Source organism: Erwinia billingiae Eb661, from assembly GCF_000196615.1.
GTDB lineage: Bacteria > Pseudomonadota > Gammaproteobacteria > Enterobacterales > Enterobacteriaceae > Erwinia > Erwinia billingiae.
Genome location: NC_014306.1, coordinates 511917 through 532006, shown reverse-complemented (window position 1 = coordinate 532006; position 20090 = coordinate 511917). Strand labels below are relative to the sequence as shown.

Annotated in this window: 20 protein-coding genes; 11 read left to right on the top strand and 9 right to left on the bottom strand. The window is 55.5% G+C overall.

Going from position 1 to position 20090, the window contains the following annotated elements:
• Positions 1-25: 25 nt before the first annotated feature.
• A complete protein-coding gene (orn, locus tag EBC_RS03760) occupies positions 26-571 on the bottom strand; it encodes an oligoribonuclease (RefSeq protein WP_013200482.1) in 546 nt (181 codons plus the stop codon).
• A gap of 96 nt (positions 572-667) precedes the next feature.
• On the opposite strand from orn, the gene rsgA reads away from it, so the two are divergent.
• From rsgA to mscM, 3 genes are all read left to right on the top strand, one after another.
• On the top strand, positions 668-1726 hold the full coding sequence (gene rsgA / locus EBC_RS03755; RefSeq protein ID WP_013200481.1) for a small ribosomal subunit biogenesis GTPase RsgA: 1059 nt from the start codon (positions 668-670) through the stop codon (positions 1724-1726).
• A 106-nt stretch (positions 1727-1832) separates the two neighbouring features.
• Complete coding sequence (gene asd, locus EBC_RS03750; protein ID WP_013200480.1) at positions 1833-2732, top strand: archaetidylserine decarboxylase; 900 nt, start codon at positions 1833-1835, stop codon at positions 2730-2732.
• Positions 2733-2741: 9 nt separating this feature from the next.
• Positions 2742-6077: a miniconductance mechanosensitive channel MscM gene (gene mscM / locus EBC_RS03745; RefSeq protein ID WP_013200479.1), complete on the top strand. Its 3336-nt coding sequence runs from the start codon at positions 2742-2744 to the stop codon at positions 6075-6077.
• Between the two features lie 38 nt (positions 6078-6115).
• Here the strand turns inward: mscM and epmA are convergent, their stop codons facing one another.
• Positions 6116-7093, bottom strand: a complete 978-nt coding sequence (gene epmA, locus EBC_RS03740; RefSeq protein WP_013200478.1) for an elongation factor P--(R)-beta-lysine ligase — start codon at positions 7091-7093, stop codon at positions 6116-6118.
• A gap of 284 nt (positions 7094-7377) precedes the next feature.
• On the opposite strand from epmA, the gene frdA reads away from it, so the two are divergent.
• The 5 genes from frdA (at position 7378) to EBC_RS03715 (ending at position 11256) form a co-directional block, all read left to right on the top strand.
• Positions 7378-9159, top strand: coding sequence for a fumarate reductase (quinol) flavoprotein subunit (gene frdA, locus EBC_RS03735; RefSeq protein ID WP_013200477.1), 1782 nt, complete (start codon positions 7378-7380; stop codon positions 9157-9159).
• Positions 9152-9886 carry a succinate dehydrogenase/fumarate reductase iron-sulfur subunit gene (locus tag EBC_RS03730; protein ID WP_013200476.1) on the top strand — a complete coding sequence of 245 codons (735 nt, stop codon included), beginning with the start codon at positions 9152-9154 and terminating at the stop codon, positions 9884-9886. The genes frdA and EBC_RS03730 overlap by 8 nt, the downstream gene beginning before the upstream one ends.
• Positions 9887-9897: 11 nt before the next feature.
• Positions 9898-10305, top strand: coding sequence for a fumarate reductase subunit FrdC (frdC, locus tag EBC_RS03725; protein WP_013200475.1), 408 nt, complete (start codon positions 9898-9900; stop codon positions 10303-10305).
• Between the two features lie 11 nt (positions 10306-10316).
• Positions 10317-10658: a fumarate reductase subunit FrdD gene (gene frdD, locus EBC_RS03720; protein WP_041692197.1), complete on the top strand. Its 342-nt coding sequence runs from the start codon at positions 10317-10319 to the stop codon at positions 10656-10658.
• Between the two features lie 70 nt (positions 10659-10728).
• Complete coding sequence (locus tag EBC_RS03715; protein ID WP_013200473.1) at positions 10729-11256, top strand: lipocalin family protein; 528 nt, start codon at positions 10729-10731, stop codon at positions 11254-11256.
• Between the two features lie 35 nt (positions 11257-11291).
• On the opposite strand, the gene EBC_RS03710 is transcribed toward EBC_RS03715, so the two are convergent.
• From EBC_RS03710 to efp, 3 genes are all read right to left on the bottom strand, one after another.
• Complete coding sequence (locus tag EBC_RS03710; protein WP_013200472.1) at positions 11292-11426, bottom strand: entericidin A/B family lipoprotein; 135 nt, start codon at positions 11424-11426, stop codon at positions 11292-11294.
• 108 nt (positions 11427-11534) lie between these two features.
• Positions 11535-11666, bottom strand: coding sequence for an entericidin A/B family lipoprotein (locus EBC_RS24965; RefSeq protein WP_034891515.1), 132 nt, complete (start codon positions 11664-11666; stop codon positions 11535-11537).
• A 59-nt stretch (positions 11667-11725) separates the two neighbouring features.
• Positions 11726-12292 (bottom strand): elongation factor P, encoded by a 567-nt coding sequence (efp, locus tag EBC_RS03705; protein ID WP_013200470.1) that lies wholly within the window; start codon positions 12290-12292, stop codon positions 11726-11728.
• Positions 12293-12333: 41 nt separating this feature from the next.
• On the opposite strand from efp, the gene epmB reads away from it, so the two are divergent.
• Positions 12334-13362 carry an EF-P beta-lysylation protein EpmB gene (epmB, locus tag EBC_RS03700; RefSeq protein ID WP_013200469.1) on the top strand — a complete coding sequence of 343 codons (1029 nt, stop codon included), beginning with the start codon at positions 12334-12336 and terminating at the stop codon, positions 13360-13362.
• Between the two features lie 118 nt (positions 13363-13480).
• On the opposite strand, the gene EBC_RS03695 is transcribed toward epmB, so the two are convergent.
• The 4 genes from EBC_RS03695 to EBC_RS03680 form a co-directional block, all read right to left on the bottom strand.
• Entirely contained in the window at positions 13481-13834 is a 354-nt protein-coding gene (locus EBC_RS03695) for a DUF4156 domain-containing protein (protein WP_013200468.1), read from the bottom strand.
• 236 nt (positions 13835-14070) lie between these two features.
• Positions 14071-15714 (bottom strand): chaperonin GroEL, encoded by a 1644-nt coding sequence (gene groL / locus EBC_RS03690; protein ID WP_013200467.1) that lies wholly within the window; start codon positions 15712-15714, stop codon positions 14071-14073.
• A gap of 45 nt (positions 15715-15759) precedes the next feature.
• Positions 15760-16053, bottom strand: a complete 294-nt coding sequence (locus tag EBC_RS03685; RefSeq protein WP_012442682.1) for a co-chaperone GroES — start codon at positions 16051-16053, stop codon at positions 15760-15762.
• A 212-nt stretch (positions 16054-16265) separates the two neighbouring features.
• Positions 16266-16727, bottom strand: a complete 462-nt coding sequence (locus tag EBC_RS03680) for an FxsA family protein (RefSeq protein ID WP_013200466.1) — start codon at positions 16725-16727, stop codon at positions 16266-16268.
• A 361-nt stretch (positions 16728-17088) separates the two neighbouring features.
• On the opposite strand from EBC_RS03680, the gene aspA reads away from it, so the two are divergent.
• Both aspA and EBC_RS03670 read left to right on the top strand, forming a co-directional pair.
• A complete protein-coding gene (aspA, locus tag EBC_RS03675) occupies positions 17089-18525 on the top strand; it encodes an aspartate ammonia-lyase (protein ID WP_013200465.1) in 1437 nt (478 codons plus the stop codon).
• A gap of 117 nt (positions 18526-18642) precedes the next feature.
• On the top strand, positions 18643-19944 hold the full coding sequence (locus tag EBC_RS03670) for an anaerobic C4-dicarboxylate transporter (protein WP_013200464.1): 1302 nt from the start codon (positions 18643-18645) through the stop codon (positions 19942-19944).
• The last annotated feature ends 146 nt before the right edge of the window (positions 19945-20090 follow it).

Genomic DNA, 20090 nt, shown 5'->3' with positions numbered 1-20090 from the left:
AATCAGCAGCAACAGGTTGCAGGGTTTACAACTGGATAAAATGCTCGCGGTAATACGCCAGTTCCGCCACCGATTCACGGATATCATCCATTGCCTGATGCGTGCCCTGCTTCTTAAAGCCCGGCAGAATGCCTGGTTTCCAGCGGCGCGCCAGCTCTTTCAGCGTGCTGACGTCCAGGTAGCGATAGTGGAAGTAGGCTTCCAGTTCAGGCATGTACTTGAACAGGAATCGACGATCCTGGCCGATGCTGTTGCCACAAATTGGCGAACTGTTTTCCGGCACCCACTTTTTCAGAAACTCAATTGTCGCCTGTTCTGCCGCACGATCGTCATACTGACTGGCCTTCACGCGTTCGACCAGGCCGCTGTTGGTGTGCGTATTCACGTTCCACTCATCCATCAGTGCCAGCTGCGCATCGGACTGATGCACCGCGAAGACTGGCCCTTCCGCCAGAATATTCAGATCGGCGTCGGTCACCAGGGTCGCAATCTCAATAATGCGGTCCTGTTCCGGGTCCAGCCCGGTCATTTCTAAGTCAATCCAAATCAGGTTACTGGCATTTGCGGTCATAGGGATCCTCACCGTGGCTTATATCATCAAACATTAGGGTGTATCATAAACGTTTTGCCCTGTCAGGGCGAAGCCTGCCAAGCCGTGTGAGGAAGAGTGAGTAAAAACAAACTGTCCAAAGGTCAGCAACGTCGCGTCAGCGCTAACCACGACCGCCGTCTTAAACGCGCGGATAAACCCGAGCCCGATGACAGCCTGTTTGGCGATGCGCGGGACGGTGTGGTCATTAGCCGTTTTGGTATGCACGCCGATGTGGAAGATGCGGATGGTTCAGTGCACCGCTGTAACATCCGTCGCACCATTCGCTCGCTGGTCACCGGTGACCGCGTGCTGTGGCGTCCAGGTGTCGAAGGCAGTGCCACCGTTAAAGGGATTGTCGAGGCCGTTCATGAACGCACCTCGGTCCTGACTCGCCCCGATTTTTACGATGGCGTGAAGCCGATTGCAGCCAACCTCAACCAGATCGTGATTGTTTCTGCGATCCTGCCCGAATTATCACTGAATATTATCGACCGCTATTTGATCGCCAGCGAGACGCTGGATGTCGAGCCCTTACTGGTGCTGAACAAAACCGACCTGCTGGATGATGCAGGCCGCAAGTTTGTTGATAAGCAGATGGAGATTTACCGCCGCATTGGTTATCGCGTGCTGATGGTCTCCAGCCATCAAAAGAACGGTCTGGAAGAGCTGCAGGCCGCACTGATTGGGCGTATCAGCATCTTTGCGGGCCAGTCGGGCGTCGGCAAGTCCAGCTTGCTGAACACCCTGCTGGGGCTGGAATTGGGTGCCAATGAGATCCTGACCAACGATGTCTCTGACGTCTCCGGTCTCGGCCAGCACACCACCACCGCTTCCCGTTTGTACCACTTCCCGCAGGGCGGCGATGTGATTGACTCCCCTGGCGTCAGGGAATTCGGTTTATGGCATCTTGAGCCGGAACAAATCACCCGTGGATTTGTCGAATTCCGTGAGTTTCTGGGCCACTGCAAATTCCGCGACTGTAAGCATGACAACGATCCGGGATGTGCGCTGCGTGAAGCAGTCGAAAACGGCAAGATCGATGCTGCCCGCTTTGAAAGCTACCACCGGATTCTGGACAGCATGGAGGATATGCAGTTGAAAACCCGGCGATCTTTCTCAGAAAACAGTAACTAATACTGGCCTGCCTGCATACCGCAGGCAGGCGCCATAGCCTAATCACCAGGGCGCTGCTACAATCCGCCCCGTTTCTCTATTTGTCTGATCAAGCCAGGAGGCTACTGTGTTGGATCGTTTTAAACTCGGCCTGAATAACATTTTGCCTAAAAAAGGCCTGACTGAACTGGCTGGCTGGGGCGCAGGTAAGCGCGCGGGCTGGCTCACTAAAGCGGTTATCGATGCGTTTGTCTGGTTCTATAAAGTCGATATGAAAGAGGCGCAGAAATCAGATACGGCGAGCTATCGCACCTTCAACGACTTCTTCGTGCGCCCATTGCGTGACGAAGCGCGTCCGATTGAGACCGATCCTAACCTGTTGGTACTGCCTGCCGATGGCGCGGTGAGCCAGTTAGGTCATATCGAAGGCGATCAGATTTTCCAGGCGAAAGGTCACACTTACTCACTGGAAGCGCTGCTGGCCGGAAATACCGCCATGGCCGACCTGTTCCGGGATGGTGAATTCATCACCACGTACCTGGCACCACGGGATTATCACCGCGTGCATATGCCGTGTAATGGCATCCTGCGCGAGATGATTTATGTGCCTGGCGATCTCTATTCCGTTAACCCGCTGACGGCACAGAACATCCCTAACCTGTTCGCCCGTAACGAGCGCGTGATCTGCCTGTTTGATACCGAATTTGGCGCGATGGCGCAGATTCTTGTCGGTGCCACTATCGTTGGCAGCATCGAAACCGTCTGGGCTGGCACGGTCACCCCACCGCGTGAAGGCGTGATCAAGCGCTGGAGCTGGCCGGGTGCCGACGCTGAAGGATCGGTGGTGCTGTTGAAGGGCCAGGAAATGGGCCGCTTTAAGCTGGGTTCAACGGTGATTAACCTGTTTGCGAAAGACAGAGTAAAACTGGCCGAAAGCCTGACGCCAGAGACCAAAACGCGCCTGGGTCAGACGCTCGCCATCGCACTGCAGAAAACCAGTGCGGAAGAAGTTTTACACCACCCATAGCAGACACCTATGTTACGCCTGATCCTCCCAATTTTGTTCGGCTGGATGCTCCTCCAGCCCGCCTGGGGCGCCAGCGCCCCGGATAATGCTCAAATCAAGCAGCAGCTTGAGGACGTTAAGTCGGACAAGACCACGCCGAATCAGGCGGAAACGATAGACGCGCTGCAGGCGACGCTGAACTGGCTTGATGAGATGCAAAAATCTCAGGCCAATTCAGATGCCTATCAGCAGGTTATCGATGGTTTTCCGAAACTTTCACGCGATCTGCGCCAGCAGATCGCCGCGCTGACGGATAACCCGAAAACCATCAGCAATACCATGACGGCCCCTGAACTCGACCAGGAGATCCTGCAGGTCAGCAGCCAGCTGATTGAAGAAGGTCGCCAGGCCCAGCAGGAACAGGATCGCGCCCGGGAGATCAGTGATTCACTGGCGCAACTTCCGCAACAACAAACCGAAGCCCGCCGGGCGCTAAACGACATTGAACGCCGTCTGCAAGGACAGCCTTCCGCCACCACGCCGTTAGCCCAGGCACAGCTGGCTTCCCGTCAGGCGGAATCGGCAGCGCAGAAAGCCAAAGTCGATGAGCTGGAACTGGCTCAGCTGTCGGCCAACAATCGTCAGGAGCTGGCAAGAATGCGCGGTGAACTTCACCAGCGTAAAGCCGCACAGCTCGATGCCTATCTGCAGGACTTACGTAACCAGCTCAACAGCCGTCGTCAGCGCGAAGCCGAAATCGCCCTTGAGCGCACCGAGCAACTGGCGGAGAACAGCGGCGATCTGCCGAAGAATCTCGACAAACAGTTCCGGGTCAACCGCGAACTGTCCAATGACCTCAATCAGCAGGCCCAGCGTATGGACCTGGTGGCCTCGCAGCAACGCACCGCCAATAACCAGACCATTCAGGTGCGTCAGGCGCTGAGCACCATCCGCGAGCAGTCGCAGTGGCTGGGCGTCTCTAACGTGCTGGGCGAGGCACTGCGCGCGCAGGTTGCACGCCTTCCTGATATGCCGAAACCGCAGCAGCTTGATAATGAGATGGGCGAACTGCGGGTGCAACGGCTGCGCTATGAAGACCTTCTCGAACGTCAGCAGCAGCTGTTGCAGATTAAACAGGATGACGGCACGCCGCTCACCGCGGAACAGAAACGCATTCTGGATGCGCAAATCAAAACCCAGCGCGAGCTGATCAGTTCGCTGCTGTCAGGCTGTGACAACCTGATCCTCGAAGTGACCAAGCTGAAGGTGGCAAATGGTCAGCTGGAAGATGCGCTGAATGAAGTGAAAGAGGCGACCCACCGCTACCTGTTCTGGACCGCGGATGTTAATGCCTTAAGCCTGAATTTCCCGATGGATCTGGCGCGGGATCTGAAAAGCCTGCTGTCGCTGGATACGCTCGGTCAGCTTGGCGGCGCGATGGTGATGATGTTTACCAGCCGCGAAACCGTTATCCCGATTATTGGAGCCGTGCTGCTGGTTGGCTTTAGCCTCAGCTCGCGCCGCCATTACCGTGATTTTATGACCCGCTCGGCCAGCAAGGTCGGCAAAGTCACGCAGGATCGTTTCGGCCTGACCATGCGGACGGTGTTCTGGTCGATTCTGGTGGCCGTGCCCTTGCCGGTGCTGTGGATGGCGCTGGGTTATGGCCTGCAACACGCCTGGCCGTACCCTATCGCGGTAGCGATTGGCGATGGCATAACGGCCACCGTGCCGCTGCTGTGGGTGTTTATGATCAGCGCGGCGTTTGCCCGTCCGCAGGGATTGTTCATTATCCACTTCCGCTGGCCTCAGGCCCGCGTGGCCCGCGCGATGCGCTTCTACTCGTTGTGCATCGGTCTGGTGGTTCCCCTGATTATGCTGCTGATAAGCTTCGATAATCTGGAAGACCGGCAGTTCTCCGCCACGCTGGGAAGGCTCTGTTTTATCCTGATTTGTGGCGCGATAAGCCTGGTGACCATCAGCCTGAAGCGTGCCGGGATCCCGCTGCATCTGGACAAAGAAGGCAGCGGTGACAACCTGATCAACAAGCTGCTGTGGAATCTGATGATCTGCATTCCATTGTTTGCTGCGCTGGCGTCATGCATTGGTTATCTGGCGACGTCGCAGGCGCTGCTGGCCAGGCTGGAAACCTCCGTCGCCATCTGGTTCCTGCTGCTGGTGATTTACCACATTATCCGCCGCTGGATGCTGATTCAGCGTCGCCGTATTGCCTTTGACCGTGCGCGAAATCGCCGTGCTGAGATCCTCGCCCAACGTGCGAAAGGCGAAGAGGAAGCGGTCGCACATCAGAGCAACTCCGATACGCTTGAAGTGGAAGAGCCGGTGATCGATCTGGATGCTATCAGCGCGCAGTCTCTGCGACTGGTACGTTCAATTCTGACGCTGGTTGCGCTGATTTCGGTGATTGTGCTGTGGTCCGAGATCCACTCGGCATTCGGCTTCCTCGAAAACATCCATCTGTGGGATGCCAGCACCACCGTGCAGGGCGTTGAAAGCCTGCAGCCGATCACGCTGGGATCGGTGCTGATTGCCATTCTGGTGCTGATTATCACCACCCAGCTGGTGCGCAATATGCCGGCGCTGCTGGAACTGGCGCTGTTGCAGCACCTGAGCCTGACGCCAGGCACCGGCTATGCAATCACCACGCTGACCAAATACGTGCTGATTTTTGTCGGCGGGCTGGCCGGGTTCTCGATGATTGGCGTCGACTGGTCGAAGTTGCAGTGGCTGGTTGCCGCACTGGGTGTCGGATTAGGGTTTGGTTTGCAGGAGATTTTCGCCAACTTTATCTCCGGTCTGATTATTTTGTTCGAGAAGCCGATCCGTATTGGCGATACCGTCACCATCCGCGATTTGACCGGCAGCATCACCAAAATCAACACCCGAGCCACCACCATTACCGACTGGGACCGCAAGGAGATTATCGTGCCGAATAAGGCCTTTATCACCGAGCAATTTATTAACTGGTCGCTGTCCGATTCGGTGACGCGCGTGGTGCTGACCATCCCGGCCTCTGCCGAAGCCAACAGTGAAGAAGTGACCAACGTGCTGCTCACCGCGGCAAAACGCTGTCAGTACGTGCTGGAAACGCCACCGCCGGAAGCCTATCTGGTCGATCTGCAGCAGGGGATCCAGCTGTTTGAGCTGCGTATTCACGCCGCAGAAATGGGTCACCGTATGCCGCTGCGCCATGAACTGCACCAGCTGATCCTGCGGGGATATCAGGAACACGGGCTGGAAATGCCGTTCCCACCTTTCCAGGTGCGCATGGAAACCATTGGACGCAAGACGCCCGCGCAGAATGGCGCACCGGCGGTAAGAGCCTATAAATCAGGCGGATTGTAAGGCAGCAGAGGCGGCAGACCGCCGCCTCTGGGAAGGGTTTAGCAGCGATCGACCGGGAAGGCGATCACCTCACTCAGGGAGTCGGCTTTCAGCGCCAGCATCACGATACGATCGACGCCTAACGCCACGCCGGAACAATCTGGCATGCCGTGCGCAAGCGCATCCAGCAGGTTGGTATCGATCGGCTGCTGAGGCAGACCGCTCGCCGCTCGCTTGCGGTTATCCTGGTCAAAGCGTTGCTTCTGCTCACGGCTGTCGGTCAGCTCGCGGAAACCATTCGCTAACTCAATCCCCTTAAAGTAGACCTCAAAGCGCTCCGCCACGCGGTGATCTTCGGTGCTGATCTCCGCCAGAGACGCCTGGCTGGCCGGGAAGTGATACACAAACGCCGGCTTATCTTTCCCGATTTGCGGCTCCACACCCATCATAAACAGCAGCTGCAATAAGGTGTCGCGGTCTTCTTCGCGGTTAGCCAAATCGCCCACGCCCAGTTTTTCCGCCACTTCACGCATCTGCGTTTTATCCGCCGACAGCGGATCCATTTCAAGATGGCGGATAAACGCCTGCTGATACGAGAGCGTTTCGGCCGGTGCGCATTCCAGCACCTGCTGTAACAGGTCATCGACCTCGTTCATCAGCCGGTACATATCGTAATGCGGGCGATACCACTCCAGCATGGTGAATTCAGGATTATGGTGACGTCCGGCTTCCTCATTACGGAAGCTGCGGCAGAGCTGGAAGATCGGTCCACTTCCCGCCGCCAGCAGGCGCTTCATATGGTACTCAGGGCTGGTCATCAGATAGAGGTCAAGCCCCTGTGCGGCACCCGGGCCGACAAAACGCGTCTGAAAAGGAACCAGATGAACATCGGTCACCGTGGCCTGGCTCATCGCCGGGGTTTCCACTTCCAATACCCCACGATCGGCAAAAAATCGCCGAATTTCCGCCATAATTGCCGCACGCTTCAGTAAATTGCTTATCGAAGCGCCAGGCAGCCAGCTGGCCGTATCGCTCATTGTTTCTACTCCTCATCAGACAGGGTGAAGCAGTCTACCCGTACGGAGATAAACACACAAATTTGCCGCGGGAAATTCCTCTCTTTGCCGGATTTCACCGCCCATATGCCGATCTGAATGGCGAAAAACGTTGCTCAGATCCCGCTTTTTCTGTTTATTTCTCATACTAATACCCGAGCACATCAAGTTTAGCGCTGATGCCCAGTTTTATACTGTTCTCCCTGGAAAAAGTGAGGATTTCCCTCTCTTTTCCCCTCTTCTGACATTTTGACAGGGAGAACACCGTGCAAACCTGTACTGCCGATCTGGTCATCGTCGGCGCTGGCGGAGCTGGACTCCGCGCTGCCATTGCCGCCGCTGAAGCAAATCCCACCCTGACTATTGCGCTGGTCTCTAAAGTCTATCCGATGCGCAGCCACACCGTTGCCGCCGAAGGCGGATCCGCCGCGGTGACGCAGTCCCACGATAGTTTCGATCTCCATTTTCAGGACACCGTTTCAGGCGGAGACTGGCTGTGCGAGCAGGATGTGGTCGACTATTTTGTTGAGCATTGCCCACGGGAAATGACCCAGCTGGAGTTGTGGGGCTGCCCGTGGAGCCGCCGCGACGATGGCACCATCAACGTGCGTCGCTTCGGCGGCATGAAGATTAAGCGCACCTGGTTTGCCGCAGATAAAACCGGCTTCCATATGCTGCACACGTTGTTTCAAACCTCGCTGAAATACCCGCAAATCCAGCGCTTTGACGAGCACTTCGTGTTGGATCTGCTGGTTGATGAAGGCGAAGCGCGCGGCGTGGTGGCGATGAATATGATGGAAGGGACGCTGGTCCATATTCATGCCGGTGCGGTGGTGCTGGCAACCGGCGGCGCCGCCAGGGTTTATCGCTACAACACCAATGGCGGCATCGTGACCGGGGATGGCATGGGCATGGCGCTGCGCCATGGCGTGCCGTTGAGGGATATGGAGTTTGTGCAATACCATCCCACCGGCCTGCCCGGATCGGGGATCCTGATGACCGAAGGCTGTCGGGGCGAAGGCGGCATCATGGTCAATAAGGACGGCTATCGCTACCTGCAGGACTACGGCATGGGACCGGAAACGCCGCTGGGCCAGCCGAAGAATAAATATATGGAGCTTGGCCCACGCGACAAGGTTTCGCAGGCCTTTTGGCATGAGTGGCGGAAAGGACGCACCATCGCCACGCCGCGCGGTGATGTGGTGCATCTGGATTTACGCCACTTGGGTCAGAAGAAGCTGCTTGAACGCCTGCCGTTTATCTGTGAGCTGAGTAAAGCCTATATCGGCGTCGATCCGGCTCAGGCGCCGATCCCGGTGCGGCCCACCGCGCACTACACCATGGGCGGGATTGAAACCAATGCGCAGTGTGAGACGCGCATCGCCGGTCTGTTCGCCGTCGGGGAATGCTCGTCGGTCGGCCTGCATGGTGCCAATCGCCTCGGGTCTAACTCGCTGGCTGAACTGGCGGTATTCGGCAGGCTTGCCGGGGAAAGTGCCGCAAGACATGCGGTACAGGTTCACAAAAAACCCGCCAGCGCCTTGCAGGCCCAGGCTCGGGACTGTGAAAAACGCCTGCATGGGCTGGTCAATCAACAGGGCAAAGAGACCTGGTCTGAGCTGCGCGATGAGATGGGGCTGGCGATGGAAGAAGGCTGCGGGATTTACCGCACGCCAGAGCTGATGCAGAAAACCATCGACAAACTGGCCGAGCTGCAAGAGCGCTGTAAGCATCTGCACATCAGCGATACCTCCAGCGTCTTCAATACCCAACTGCTGTACAGCATCGAGCTGGCGCACGGCCTGAACGTCGCCGAATGTATGGCGCACGCCGCGATCCAGCGCAAAGAGTCTCGCGGTGCGCATCAGCGGCTGGATGAAGGCTGTACCACCCGCAATGACGCGCAGTATCTGAAACACTCCCTGAGTTTTTATCGCCCTGACGGCGCACCTGAAATCAGCTGGGATGACGTTAAGATTACCCGGCTGCCGCCGGCGAAACGCGTCTACGGTGCCGAGTCTGAAGGTAAGGAGGCCGTCCATGAGTGAACTCGCTCGCTGTAAAATCACCGTTCAGCGTTATAACCCGGAGTCCGACAGGGTGCCGCGTCATGAGATCTTCGACGTGCCCTGGGATGACCAGACTTCTCTGCTCGATGCACTGGGATTTATTAAAGATAACCTGGCGTTTGACCTGTCCTACCGCTGGTCCTGCCGCATGGCAATATGTGGCTCCTGCGGCATGATGGTCAATGGCATCCCGAAACTGGCCTGCAAAACCTTTCTGCGTCATTACCCCGACGGCCTGCTGGTCGAACCGCTGGCCCACTTCCCGGTTGAGCGCGATTTGGTTGTGGATATGAGCCGCTTTATCGAAAGCCTGGAGGCGGTAAAACCGTGGATCATCGGTAATGCACGGAATGCCGATCGCGGCCCTCAGCGGCAAACGCCGACTCAGATGGCCAAATATCATCAGTTCTCCGGCTGCATCAACTGCGGCCTGTGTTACGCCGCCTGCCCGCAGTTTGGCCTTAACCCGGAATTTATTGGGCCGGCGGCCATCACCCTGGCACATCGCTACAACCTGGACAGCCGCGATCAAGGCAAGGCGCAGCGAATGCCGACGCTCAACGGCGATAACGGCGTATGGCCCTGCACCTTTGTCGGTTTCTGCTCGGAGGTCTGCCCGAAACATGTCGATCCTGCGGCGGCGATCCAGCAAAGCAAAGTGGCAAGCGCCCAGGATTACCTTATCACCACCCTCAGACCGCAGTAGGGAGCCCAGAAATGACAACCAAACGGAAACCCTTCCATCGCCCGATGACCGCTAACTGGTGGCAGAAGTCTGGCTATTACCGTTTTTACATGCTGCGCGAAGCCACGGCATTGCCGGCGCTGTGGTTCAGCCTGGAGATGATTTTCGGGCTGTTTGCGTTGAAGAATGGCGAGCAGAGCTGGCAGGCGTTCGTCGCAGTCTTACAACATCCTATCATGCTGCTGATCAATATCGTCGCGCTGGCCGCCGCCTTGCTGCACAGCAAAACCTGGTTTGAGCTGGCACCCAAAGCTCAGGTCATCGTATTGGGGGGCAAAAAAATGTCTCCCGCCCCGGTGATTAAAGGACTGTGGCTGGCGATGGTGGTGGTCAGCCTGATCCTGCTGACATGGGCACTGCTTATTAAGGAGTCGCTGTGAAAAATAAGGCCATGCGTTCAGATGAACCGGTGTTCTGGGGGCTGTTTGGTGCCGGAGGGATGTGGGCGGCGATCGTCTCGCCGGTGGTGGTGCTGCTGGCTGGCATCCTCCTTCCGTTGGGCATCGGCACGGAGCGGGGGCTCAGCTATACGCACCTGCTGCAGGCCGCACAAACCCTGCCCGGCCGTCTGTTCCTGTTTCTGACCATCGTGATGCCGGTGTGGTGCGCGCTTCACCGTCTTCATCACGGCATGCACGACATTCGCCTGCACGTTCCCGCCGCGAAATGGCTGTTCTATGGGCTGGCGGCGATCCTCACCGTAGTAACGGCAATTGGGGTGATCACCCTGTAATCCACAGGCGGCAACCCTGCCGCCTAAACTTCCTCTATACTCAAGCTATTCAATCGTAAAGGAATAGCCTATGTCTCTGTGGAAAAATCTGGTTGCCGGCACCGTCGCCCTGCTCTCCGTTGCCTGTAGCACCACGCCGCCCAAGGGCGTGACGCCAGTCGAAGGCTTTAATGCCGATCTTTATCTGGGTGACTGGTATGAAATCGCCAGGCTGGATCACTCGTTTGAACGTGGGCTCGATCATGTCACCGCCACCTACAGCAAGCGTGATGATGGCGGTCTGAAGGTCATTAATCGCGGTTATAACGTCGAGAAGCAGCGCTGGCAGCAGAGTGAAGGTAAAGCCTACTTTACCGGACCACAGAGCCGCGCAGCCCTGAAGGTCTCCTTCTTTGGCCCGTTCTATGGCGGATACAACGTGATTGCGCTGGATAACGACTATCAGTATTCGCTGGTGAGCGGCCCGAACCGGGACTATCTGTGGATCCTTTCCCGCACGCCGCAGATTTCGGATCAGGTCAAAGCGTCGTTGTTAGCGAAGGCCCGTGAGAATGGCTTTGATGTCAGCAAGCTGATTTGGGTGAACCAGGGGAAGTAAACAATGAGGCCGGTGCGGGAGCACCGGCACCGTAATTACTGAGCGCTTTTTTGAATCGCCTGGCCACCGGCTGACACGTCTTCACCCACGCCACGCGTGGTATTACAAGCTGTGAGCACCGAAGAGAGCACCAGTACAGAAAGAATTGAAATAATACTTTTCTTTAACATGAGAATGTCCTTTTAGCGTGAAGTAAAGTACAGCGAATTAAGCATAGCCGTAATTTAACCACATGCTATTGAGGCAGGTAGCAAAAGGACATTTTTTGCGAAGAGAGACTAGTTGGCTGCGTGTGAGATAGCACCGCCGAGGTGTTGAACATCCTCACCAAAACCGTGGAAGGTATTGCAGGCGCTGAGCGCACTGGTCATAAGCACTGCGACAGCAATGAGTTTTAACCACTTCATCATCTGATTCAGCTCACATCGTTAAAGAAAAGGGCCTGACAGTCAGGCCCACTTCATCGGGCTTATTTCACGCGAGAAACGTATTCGCCTGAACGGGTATCCACACGGATCACTTCGCCAATCTGCACGAACAGAGGCACTTTCACCACGGCACCGGTAGACAGCGTGGCTGGCTTGCCGCCAGTACCCGCAGTGTCGCCTTTCAGGCCTGGGTCGGTATCAGTGATTTCCAGTTCAACGAAGTTTGGTGGCAACACCTGGATCGGCTTACCGTTCCACAGGGTTACGATACATTCTGCGTTATCCAGCAGCCATTTAGCGGCATCGCCCACGGTCTTCTCTTCAACAGGGTGCTGTTCGAAGGTTTCCGGGTGCATGAAGTGGTAAAACTCACCGTCGTTGTACAGGTAGTTGAGGTTAGTATCTACAACGTCTGCGCCTTCAGCGGAGTCGGTAGATTTGAACGTTTTCTCAACGCGGGTACCGGTCAGCAGGCGACGCATTTTAACGCGTGCAAAAGCCTGACCTTTACCTGGTTTAACGAACTCGCTCGATTCGATAGCGTAAGGTTCGCCTTCGAACATGATTTTAAGACCGGGACGGAAATCGTTGCTAGAATAAGTCGCCATAAAGGCCCTCTACAATTTAATACTGGTACTAAGCCAAAAAAATGGCACACATTGTAACCCTAAAAACCCCTTCGCGAGAAGAATGGTTGCATCAACTTGCGGATGTAATCACCGACCCAAATGAATTACTGCAACTTTTAGGCCTCGATTCGCACCCGGAGCTGACGGCCGGCAGTGATGCCCGACGTCTGTTTGCCCTGCGCGTCCCACGGGCCTTCGCGTCCAGAATGCAAAAAGGCGATCCACAAGATCCGCTCCTGCTGCAGGTAATCACCGCCAGCCAGGAGTTTGTTGATGCTCCGGGTTACAGTACTGACCCGCTCGATGAGCAGAGCAGCGTGGTGCCGGGTCTGTTACATAAATATCGCAATCGTGCGCTGTTGCTGGTCAAAGGCGGCTGTGCGGTTAACTGCCGCTACTGTTTCCGCCGCCATTTCCCCTACCAGGATAACCAGGGAAACAAGCGCAACTGGCAGCAAGCCCTGGAGTATATCCGAGAGCAGCCAGAACTGGATGAGATTATTTTCTCCGGTGGCGATCCGTTGATGGCAAAAGACAGCGAACTGGACTGGCTGATCGGCGAACTGGAGCAGATCCCCCACCTGAAACGCCTGCGCATCCACAGCCGTTTACCAGTGGTAATCCCCAGCCGCATCACCCGCACGCTCTGCCAGCGCCTGGCGCAGTCGCGGTTGCAGGTGCTGATGGTGACGCACATTAATCACGCCCAGGAGATTGATGACGCGCTGCGGGACGCGTTGCAACTGCTGAAGAGCGCGGGCGTGACACTGCTTAACCAGAGCGTTTTGCTGCGCAATATCAACGACGATGCGACCACGCTGGCGACGCTCAGCAACGCGCTGTTTGATGCCGGCGTGCTGCCTTATTACCTGCATGTGCTGGATAAAGTACAGGGTGCGGCGCATTTCTACGTGTCGGATGACGATGCCAGGGCGATTATGCGGGAACTGTTGGCCAACGTTTCCGGCTATATGGTGCCGAAACTGGCCCGTGAAATTGGCGGAGAACCGAGTAAAACGCCGCTCGATTTACAGCTAAGACAGGTTTAAGCCCATCCTGAAAACAACAGCGGGGAGGATCATCGATCCTCCCCGCTTTCTTATCTGCTTTAAACACTCTACCGGCAGCGATAACGCGGCCCAGACGACAGAGGCTTTCCACAAACGGTTAAGGGCACTTATACACCTGGCCGCTCATTTTGCTGTCCAGCGGGGCAAAGCTTGACCAGATATTCTGTGTTGGGCTGGTTGCACCGTAAATGGTGTTGCCGCCCATTTCTGCCGCACGGTTGCGCAGATCGTTGGCCGCGCCACGCAGCGAGCTGCTTTCGCCGCCGCCTGCACCGCTCAACCAGTTGCTCTGTTCGCCGGTCAGGTTGCCCAGCAGCTGGCACTCTTTGGCTGGTTGCTGGTCGGTGAAGCTGACGCGCTCACCCGCAGCACTCAGGGTGTTAGAACTGCTGCTACAGCCTGCCAGCAGCGCAGTCGCTACTGAAAGTCCCAGCAAGACCTTAATCCGCATTTTAAATCCCCATTATTATCATCATCAGAATCAGTTCTGAGCGTACCGGAAATCGACAACCTTGGTGAAGCTTCCGTTGCCCAACACAGATAAATCCTTGTTCGGGCTACTGCTTGCGCCATAACTTTACTATCTTCCCCCCAAAAAGAAAAACCCCCGTTATAAAACGGGGGTTTTTCAGGAGGCTGCCCTTCCCGTCAAAGACGACGGGGAGCGTTATAGCCAGCCGGCAGGCATTACATCATGCCGCCCATGCCGCCCATACCACCCATACCGCCACCGCCTAAGTCAGGGGTGTCGCCTTTCGGCAGGTCGGTGATCATGCACTCGGTGGTGATCATCAGACCGGCAACAGAGGCCGCGTACTGCAGCGCAGAACGGGTCACTTTAGTTGGGTCCAGGATACCGAAGTCGATCATGTCGCCGTATTCTTCAGTCTGTGCGTTGTAACCGTAGTTACCTTCGCCCGCTTTCACTTTGTTGGTGACAACTGAAGGCTCTTCACCGGCGTTAGAAACGATCTGACGCAGTGGAGATTCCATTGCGCGCAGCGCAACTTTGATACCCACGTTCTGGTCTTCGTTCTGGCCACGCAGATCGCCCAGTTTAGACGCCACGCGAACCAGCGCAACACCACCACCTGCAACCACGCCTTCTTCAACCGCAGCACGGGTCGCGTGCAGGGCATCTTCAACGCGCGCTTTCTTCTCTTTCATTTCAACTTCAGTGGCTGCGCCCACTTTCAGAACGGCAACGCCGCCTGCCAGTTTCGCTACGCGCTCCTGCAGTTTTTCACGATCGTAATCAGAGGTCGCTTCTTCAATCTGCTGACGGATCTGAGAAACACGCCCAGAGATAGTTGCTTCTTCGCCAACGCCATCGATGATGATGGTGGTGTCTTTGCTGATCACAACGCGTTTTGCCTGACCCAGATCTTCCAGCGTCGCTTTTTCCAGCTCCATACCGATCTCTTCAGAGATGACGGTACCGCCAGTCAGCACAGCGATGTCCTGCAGCATAGCTTTACGACGGTCGCCGAAACCAGGTGCTTTAACCGCAGCAACTTTCACGATACCGCGCATGGTGTTAACCACCAGCGTAGCCAGCGCTTCGCCTTCAACATCTTCAGCAACGATCAGCAGTGGTTTGCCGGCTTTCGCCACGGCTTCCAGAACTGGCAGCATTTCACGGATGTTGGAGATTTTTTTGTCAGCCAGCAGGATGAATGGAGTTTCCAGTTCTACTGCGCCAGTTTCTGGCTTGTTGATGAAGTACGGGGACAGGTAGCCACGGTCAAACTGCATACCTTCAACCACGTCCAGCTCGTCCTGCAGGCCGGTGCCTTCTTCAACGGTGATCACGCCTTCTTTGCCGACTTTTTCCATCGCCTGAGCAATCAGTTCGCCCACGGTTTCATCGGAGTTAGCAGAGATGGTACCCACCTGAGCAATCGCTTTAGAATCAGAGCAAGGCACAGACAGTTTTTTCAATTCTTCAACAGCGTGGATAACCGCTTTGTCGATTCCGCGCTTCAGATCCATTGGGTTCATGCCCGCAGCAACGGCTTTCAGACCTTCGTTAACGATAGACTGAGCCAGAACGGTTGCGGTGGTGGTACCGTCGCCTGCAGCGTCGTTCGCTTTAGAGGCCACTTCTTTCACCATCTGAGCACCCATGTTTTCGAACTTGTCTTCCAGTTCGATTTCACGTGCGACAGATACGCCATCTTTAGTGATGGTCGGTGCACCAAAAGATTTATCCAGAACCACGTTACGGCCTTTCGGGCCCAGGGTAACTTTTACTGCATCTGCCAGTACGTTAACGCCACGCAGCATTTTTACGCGTGCGTCATTACCGAATTTTACGTCTTTAGCTGCCATCTTAAAATATCCCTTAAATTCGTTTGTTCAGTGAGTTACGCGTAATTACGCTTCAACAATTGCCAGAATGTCGCTTTCAGAAATGATCAGCACTTCCTGGTTGTCGATTTTCTCAGTTTTAGCACCGTAACCTTCGCTGAAGATGACGACGTCGCCAACCTTCACGTCCAGCGGTTTCACATCGCCGCTTTCCAGGATACGGCCATTGCCAACAGCCAGTACTTCGCCACGGGTAGATTTACCGGCTGCGGAGCCAGTCAGCACGATGCCGCCAGCTGATTTAGATTCCACTTCTTTACGCTTGACGATAACACGGTCGTGCAATGGACGAATTTTCATTGATAACTCTCCTTTGAGAAGTCCAATCAGGTTTTTGGGATGAACGCCGGGCTTCACTGGCACCGACCTCGTGACGAAAGAGATAGGGCCTGGCGGAGGGGCTTTCAAGGGGAAAAAAATAAAAATTTCGCTTCTGCGAACCAACTGCGCAAATAACAGGCAATCGTTTCCCCTGAAAAGCAAAAAGGCGGGAAATCCCGCCTTCGGCTCAGTTATCGGCGATCCTCTGGATCGTCGTGTTCAAGCAGTTTGCTGTCTTTTCGCTCGAATTCACCGTCAACGGTGAAGCCACTGTCCGGGCCAGCGCCGGCACCACGCCAGACTTTCAGATGCGGCATCAGCTTCAGCGTCAGATGCTTTTGCACCGGCGGCAGCAACAGCAGCAACCCGAGGAAATCGGTGAAGAAACCCGGCAGCAGCAGCAGGAAGCCGGCGATGATCAACGACACGCTCTTGATCATCTCCGCGGCAGGGCTGTCGCCCACCGCCAGCTTCTGCTGCATCAGCATAAAGTTTTTCATCCCCTGGTTTTTGACCAGAGAGATACCGATCAACGAGCTGAACACCACCAGCAGCAGCGTCAGCAGCACGCCCATCACGTGGGCCACCTGAATGAAAATGGTGATCTCAATCCAGGCGAGAATAAATAGCACTAAAAACGGTAACCAGCGCACCGCAGTCTCCTGTCTGTCCGGGCCATCTCGCTCACAGCGGGACGGCAAAAAGAGGGATCGTCACGATCGTAGAGTAATGAAATGGGCTCTTACAGAGCATTTTTCAACTACCTTATACGAAATTCATGTTGGTCAGCGGTATGTGACCCGCATCACACTGTGTCGAAGATGGCTGAAAATGAACGCAATTTAAGTGATCTGGATTCAGGCTTTTCGCCCTTAACAGAATATGATCGTGCTCAGTCTACCGCAAATGGATAAAATGTCGGCCGAGGCTGTTCATGACCAAAGATTCACTTTGATTGTGATGATCTACACCGAATGATTGGGTGTATCCGGTAGCAAAAACAAGAAGGTTCTCATGACAAATAGCATTCGTATCGAAGAAGACCTGTTAGGTATGCGTGAAGTTCCGGCAGATGCTTACTACGGTGTTCACACTCTGCGTGCGATTGAAAATTTCTACATCAGTAACAGTAAAATCAGCGATATCCCTGAGTTTGTCCGCGGCATGGTGATGGTGAAAAAAGCCGCCGCGATGGCCAACAAAGAGTTGCAGACCATTCCCCGCCATATCGCGAACACCATTATTCAGGCCTGTGATGAAGTGCTGAATAACGGCAAATGCATGGACCAGTTCCCGATTGATGTCTATCAGGGCGGTGCCGGCACCTCGGTCAACATGAACACCAATGAAGTGCTGGCCAATATTGGTCTGGAGCTGATGGGCCATCAGAAAGGGGATTATCAGTTCCTCAATCCGAATGACCACGTCAACAAGTGCCAGTCCACCAATGACGCCTACCCAACCGGTTTTCGTATCGCGGTGTATACCTCTATTTTGAAGCTGTTGGATGCTATCGGCCAGTTAAGCGAAGGCTTCCAGCGCAAAGCCGTGGAGTTTGAAACCATACTGAAAATGGGCCGTACCCAGCTGCAGGATGCCGTGCCAATGACCCTCGGTCAGGAATTCCACGCCTACAGCGTGCTGCTGAATGAAGAGATCAAGAACCTGCTGCGCACCGGCGAACTGCTGCTGGAAGTGAATCTGGGCGCGACGGCGATCGGCACACGCCTCAACACCCCGGACGGCTATCAGGCGCTGGCGGTACAGAAGTTAGCGGAAGTCAGTAACCTGCCCTGCGTTCCTGCAGAAGATCTGATTGAAGCGACCTCAGACTGCGGTGCCTACGTGATGGTACACAGCGCGCTGAAGCGCCTGGCGGTCAAGCTCTCCAAAATCTGTAATGACCTGCGCCTGCTCTCATCCGGGCCGCGTGCCGGGCTGAATGAAATCAACCTGCCAGAATTGCAGGCCGGTTCTTCTATCATGCCGGCCAAAGTGAACCCGGTGGTGCCAGAAGTCGTCAACCAGGTGTGCTTCAAGGTGATTGGCAATGACGTCACCGTGACCATGGCGTCTGAAGCAGGCCAGCTGCAGTTGAACGTGATGGAACCGGTTATCGGCCAGGCCCTGTTTGAGTCGGTGCATATTCTGACCAACGCCTGTTCGAATCTGCTGGAAAAATGCGTTAACGGCATTACTGCCAACAAAGCGGTGTGTGAGGCCTATGTCTTCAACTCGATCGGCATCGTGACCTACCTCAACCCGTACATCGGCCATCATAACGGCGATATTGTCGGCAAAATTTGTGCCGAGACGGGCAAAAGCGTGCGGGAAGTGGTGCTGGAGCGCGGGTTACTGACTGAAGCCGAACTCGATGATATTTTCTCAACGCAGAACCTGATGTTCCCGGTATACAAAGCCAAACGCTATACCGATGAAAATGAACAATAACAGCTTAACCTGACAGACCTTTAAGGCACGCGCGTTCGCAGAACGACGTGCCTTTTTTTATGGCACAGCCTACAAATTATTAACGGTTAGTTATCAAAAAAACCCAAGGAGCAGATCATGATTGTGCCGGAGTTACTTGTCGTCCTGTTGGCGATTTATCTGGGAGCGCGGCTGGGCGGCATTGGCATCGGTTTTGCCGGCGGTGTGGGCATGTTAATTTTAACGCTGGGCTTCCAAATCAAGCCGGGCGTCATTCCCTTCGACGTCATCGAAATCATTATGGGAGTGATTGCCGCGATTGCCGCCATGCAGGTCGCCGGAGGGATGGATTACCTGGTGAGCCTGGCGGAACGTCTGTTAAGGAAGCAGCCCCGCTATATCACCTTCCTCGCGCCGCTGGTGACCTACTTTATGACGCTGCTGGCGGGAACCGGCCACACGGCATTTTCCACCTTACCGGTGATAGCGGAAGTGGCAAAAGAGCAAGGCGTTCGCCCTTCCCGTCCGTTATCAATCGCGGTGGTCGCTTCGCAGATTGCCATTACCGCCTCGCCAATTTCAGCGGCGGTGGTGTTTCTGGCGGGGATTCTGGAGCCAAAAGGCATCAGCTATCTGGCGCTGCTTGCCGTCTCCATCCCCTCAACCATGATCGCCATTTTCCTCGCGGCGCTGATCACCAACTTCCTCGGCAAAGAGCTGAAGGAAGATGCCATTTACCAACAGCGGCTGGCGAAAGGCGAAACGGTGCTGCGTGGCGCAGGCGTTTTTGAAGCGAAACCCGGCGCAAAACTGTCGGTGCTGCTGTTCCTGCTGGGCATTGTTGCGGTGGTGCTGTATGCCACCGCCATCAGCGATACGGTTGGCCTGATTACCCATCCGGTGCTGCCGCGTAATGAAGCGATTGTGGTCTTTATGCTGACCGTGGCGGCGATTATCTGCTTCACCTGCAAAGTGGATACCGCCAAAATCCTTTCTGCCAGCACCTTCAAATCCGGCATGAGCGCCTGTATTTGCGTGATGGGCGTGGCCTGGCTCGGCGATACCTTTGTCAAAGCGCACATTAGCGAGATCCAGCAGGTGGCAGGCGATCTGCTGACCGATTATCCGTGGATGCTGGCAGTGATCCTGTTCTTTGCTTCCACCCTTCTCTACTCACAGGCCGCGACCACCAAAGCCCTGATGCCTGCCGCGCTGATGCTCGGCGTTTCGCCCATCACCGCCGTGGCATCGTTCGCTGCCGTCTCCGCGCTGTTTGTCTTGCCAACCTACCCTACGCTGCTGGCAGCGGTAGAAATGGACGATACCGGTTCAACGCGCATTGGCAAGTTTGTCTTTAACCACTCGTTTATTGTGCCGGGCACGCTGGCCATTGCACTGTCCGTGCTGTTTGGCTTTATCTTTGGGCATCTGATTCTATAGCCACAGACGGCCCCGGCACGCGCTGAACAAGGGCGGAGTGAATTCCGCCCTGCTTTCGCCGGTTACATCCTGAAAAACTCCCTGCCGTAACGCCATGTTATAGTCTGCACGCCCCGAGGATACCCCTCTGAGCTCCGTCAGAGCGC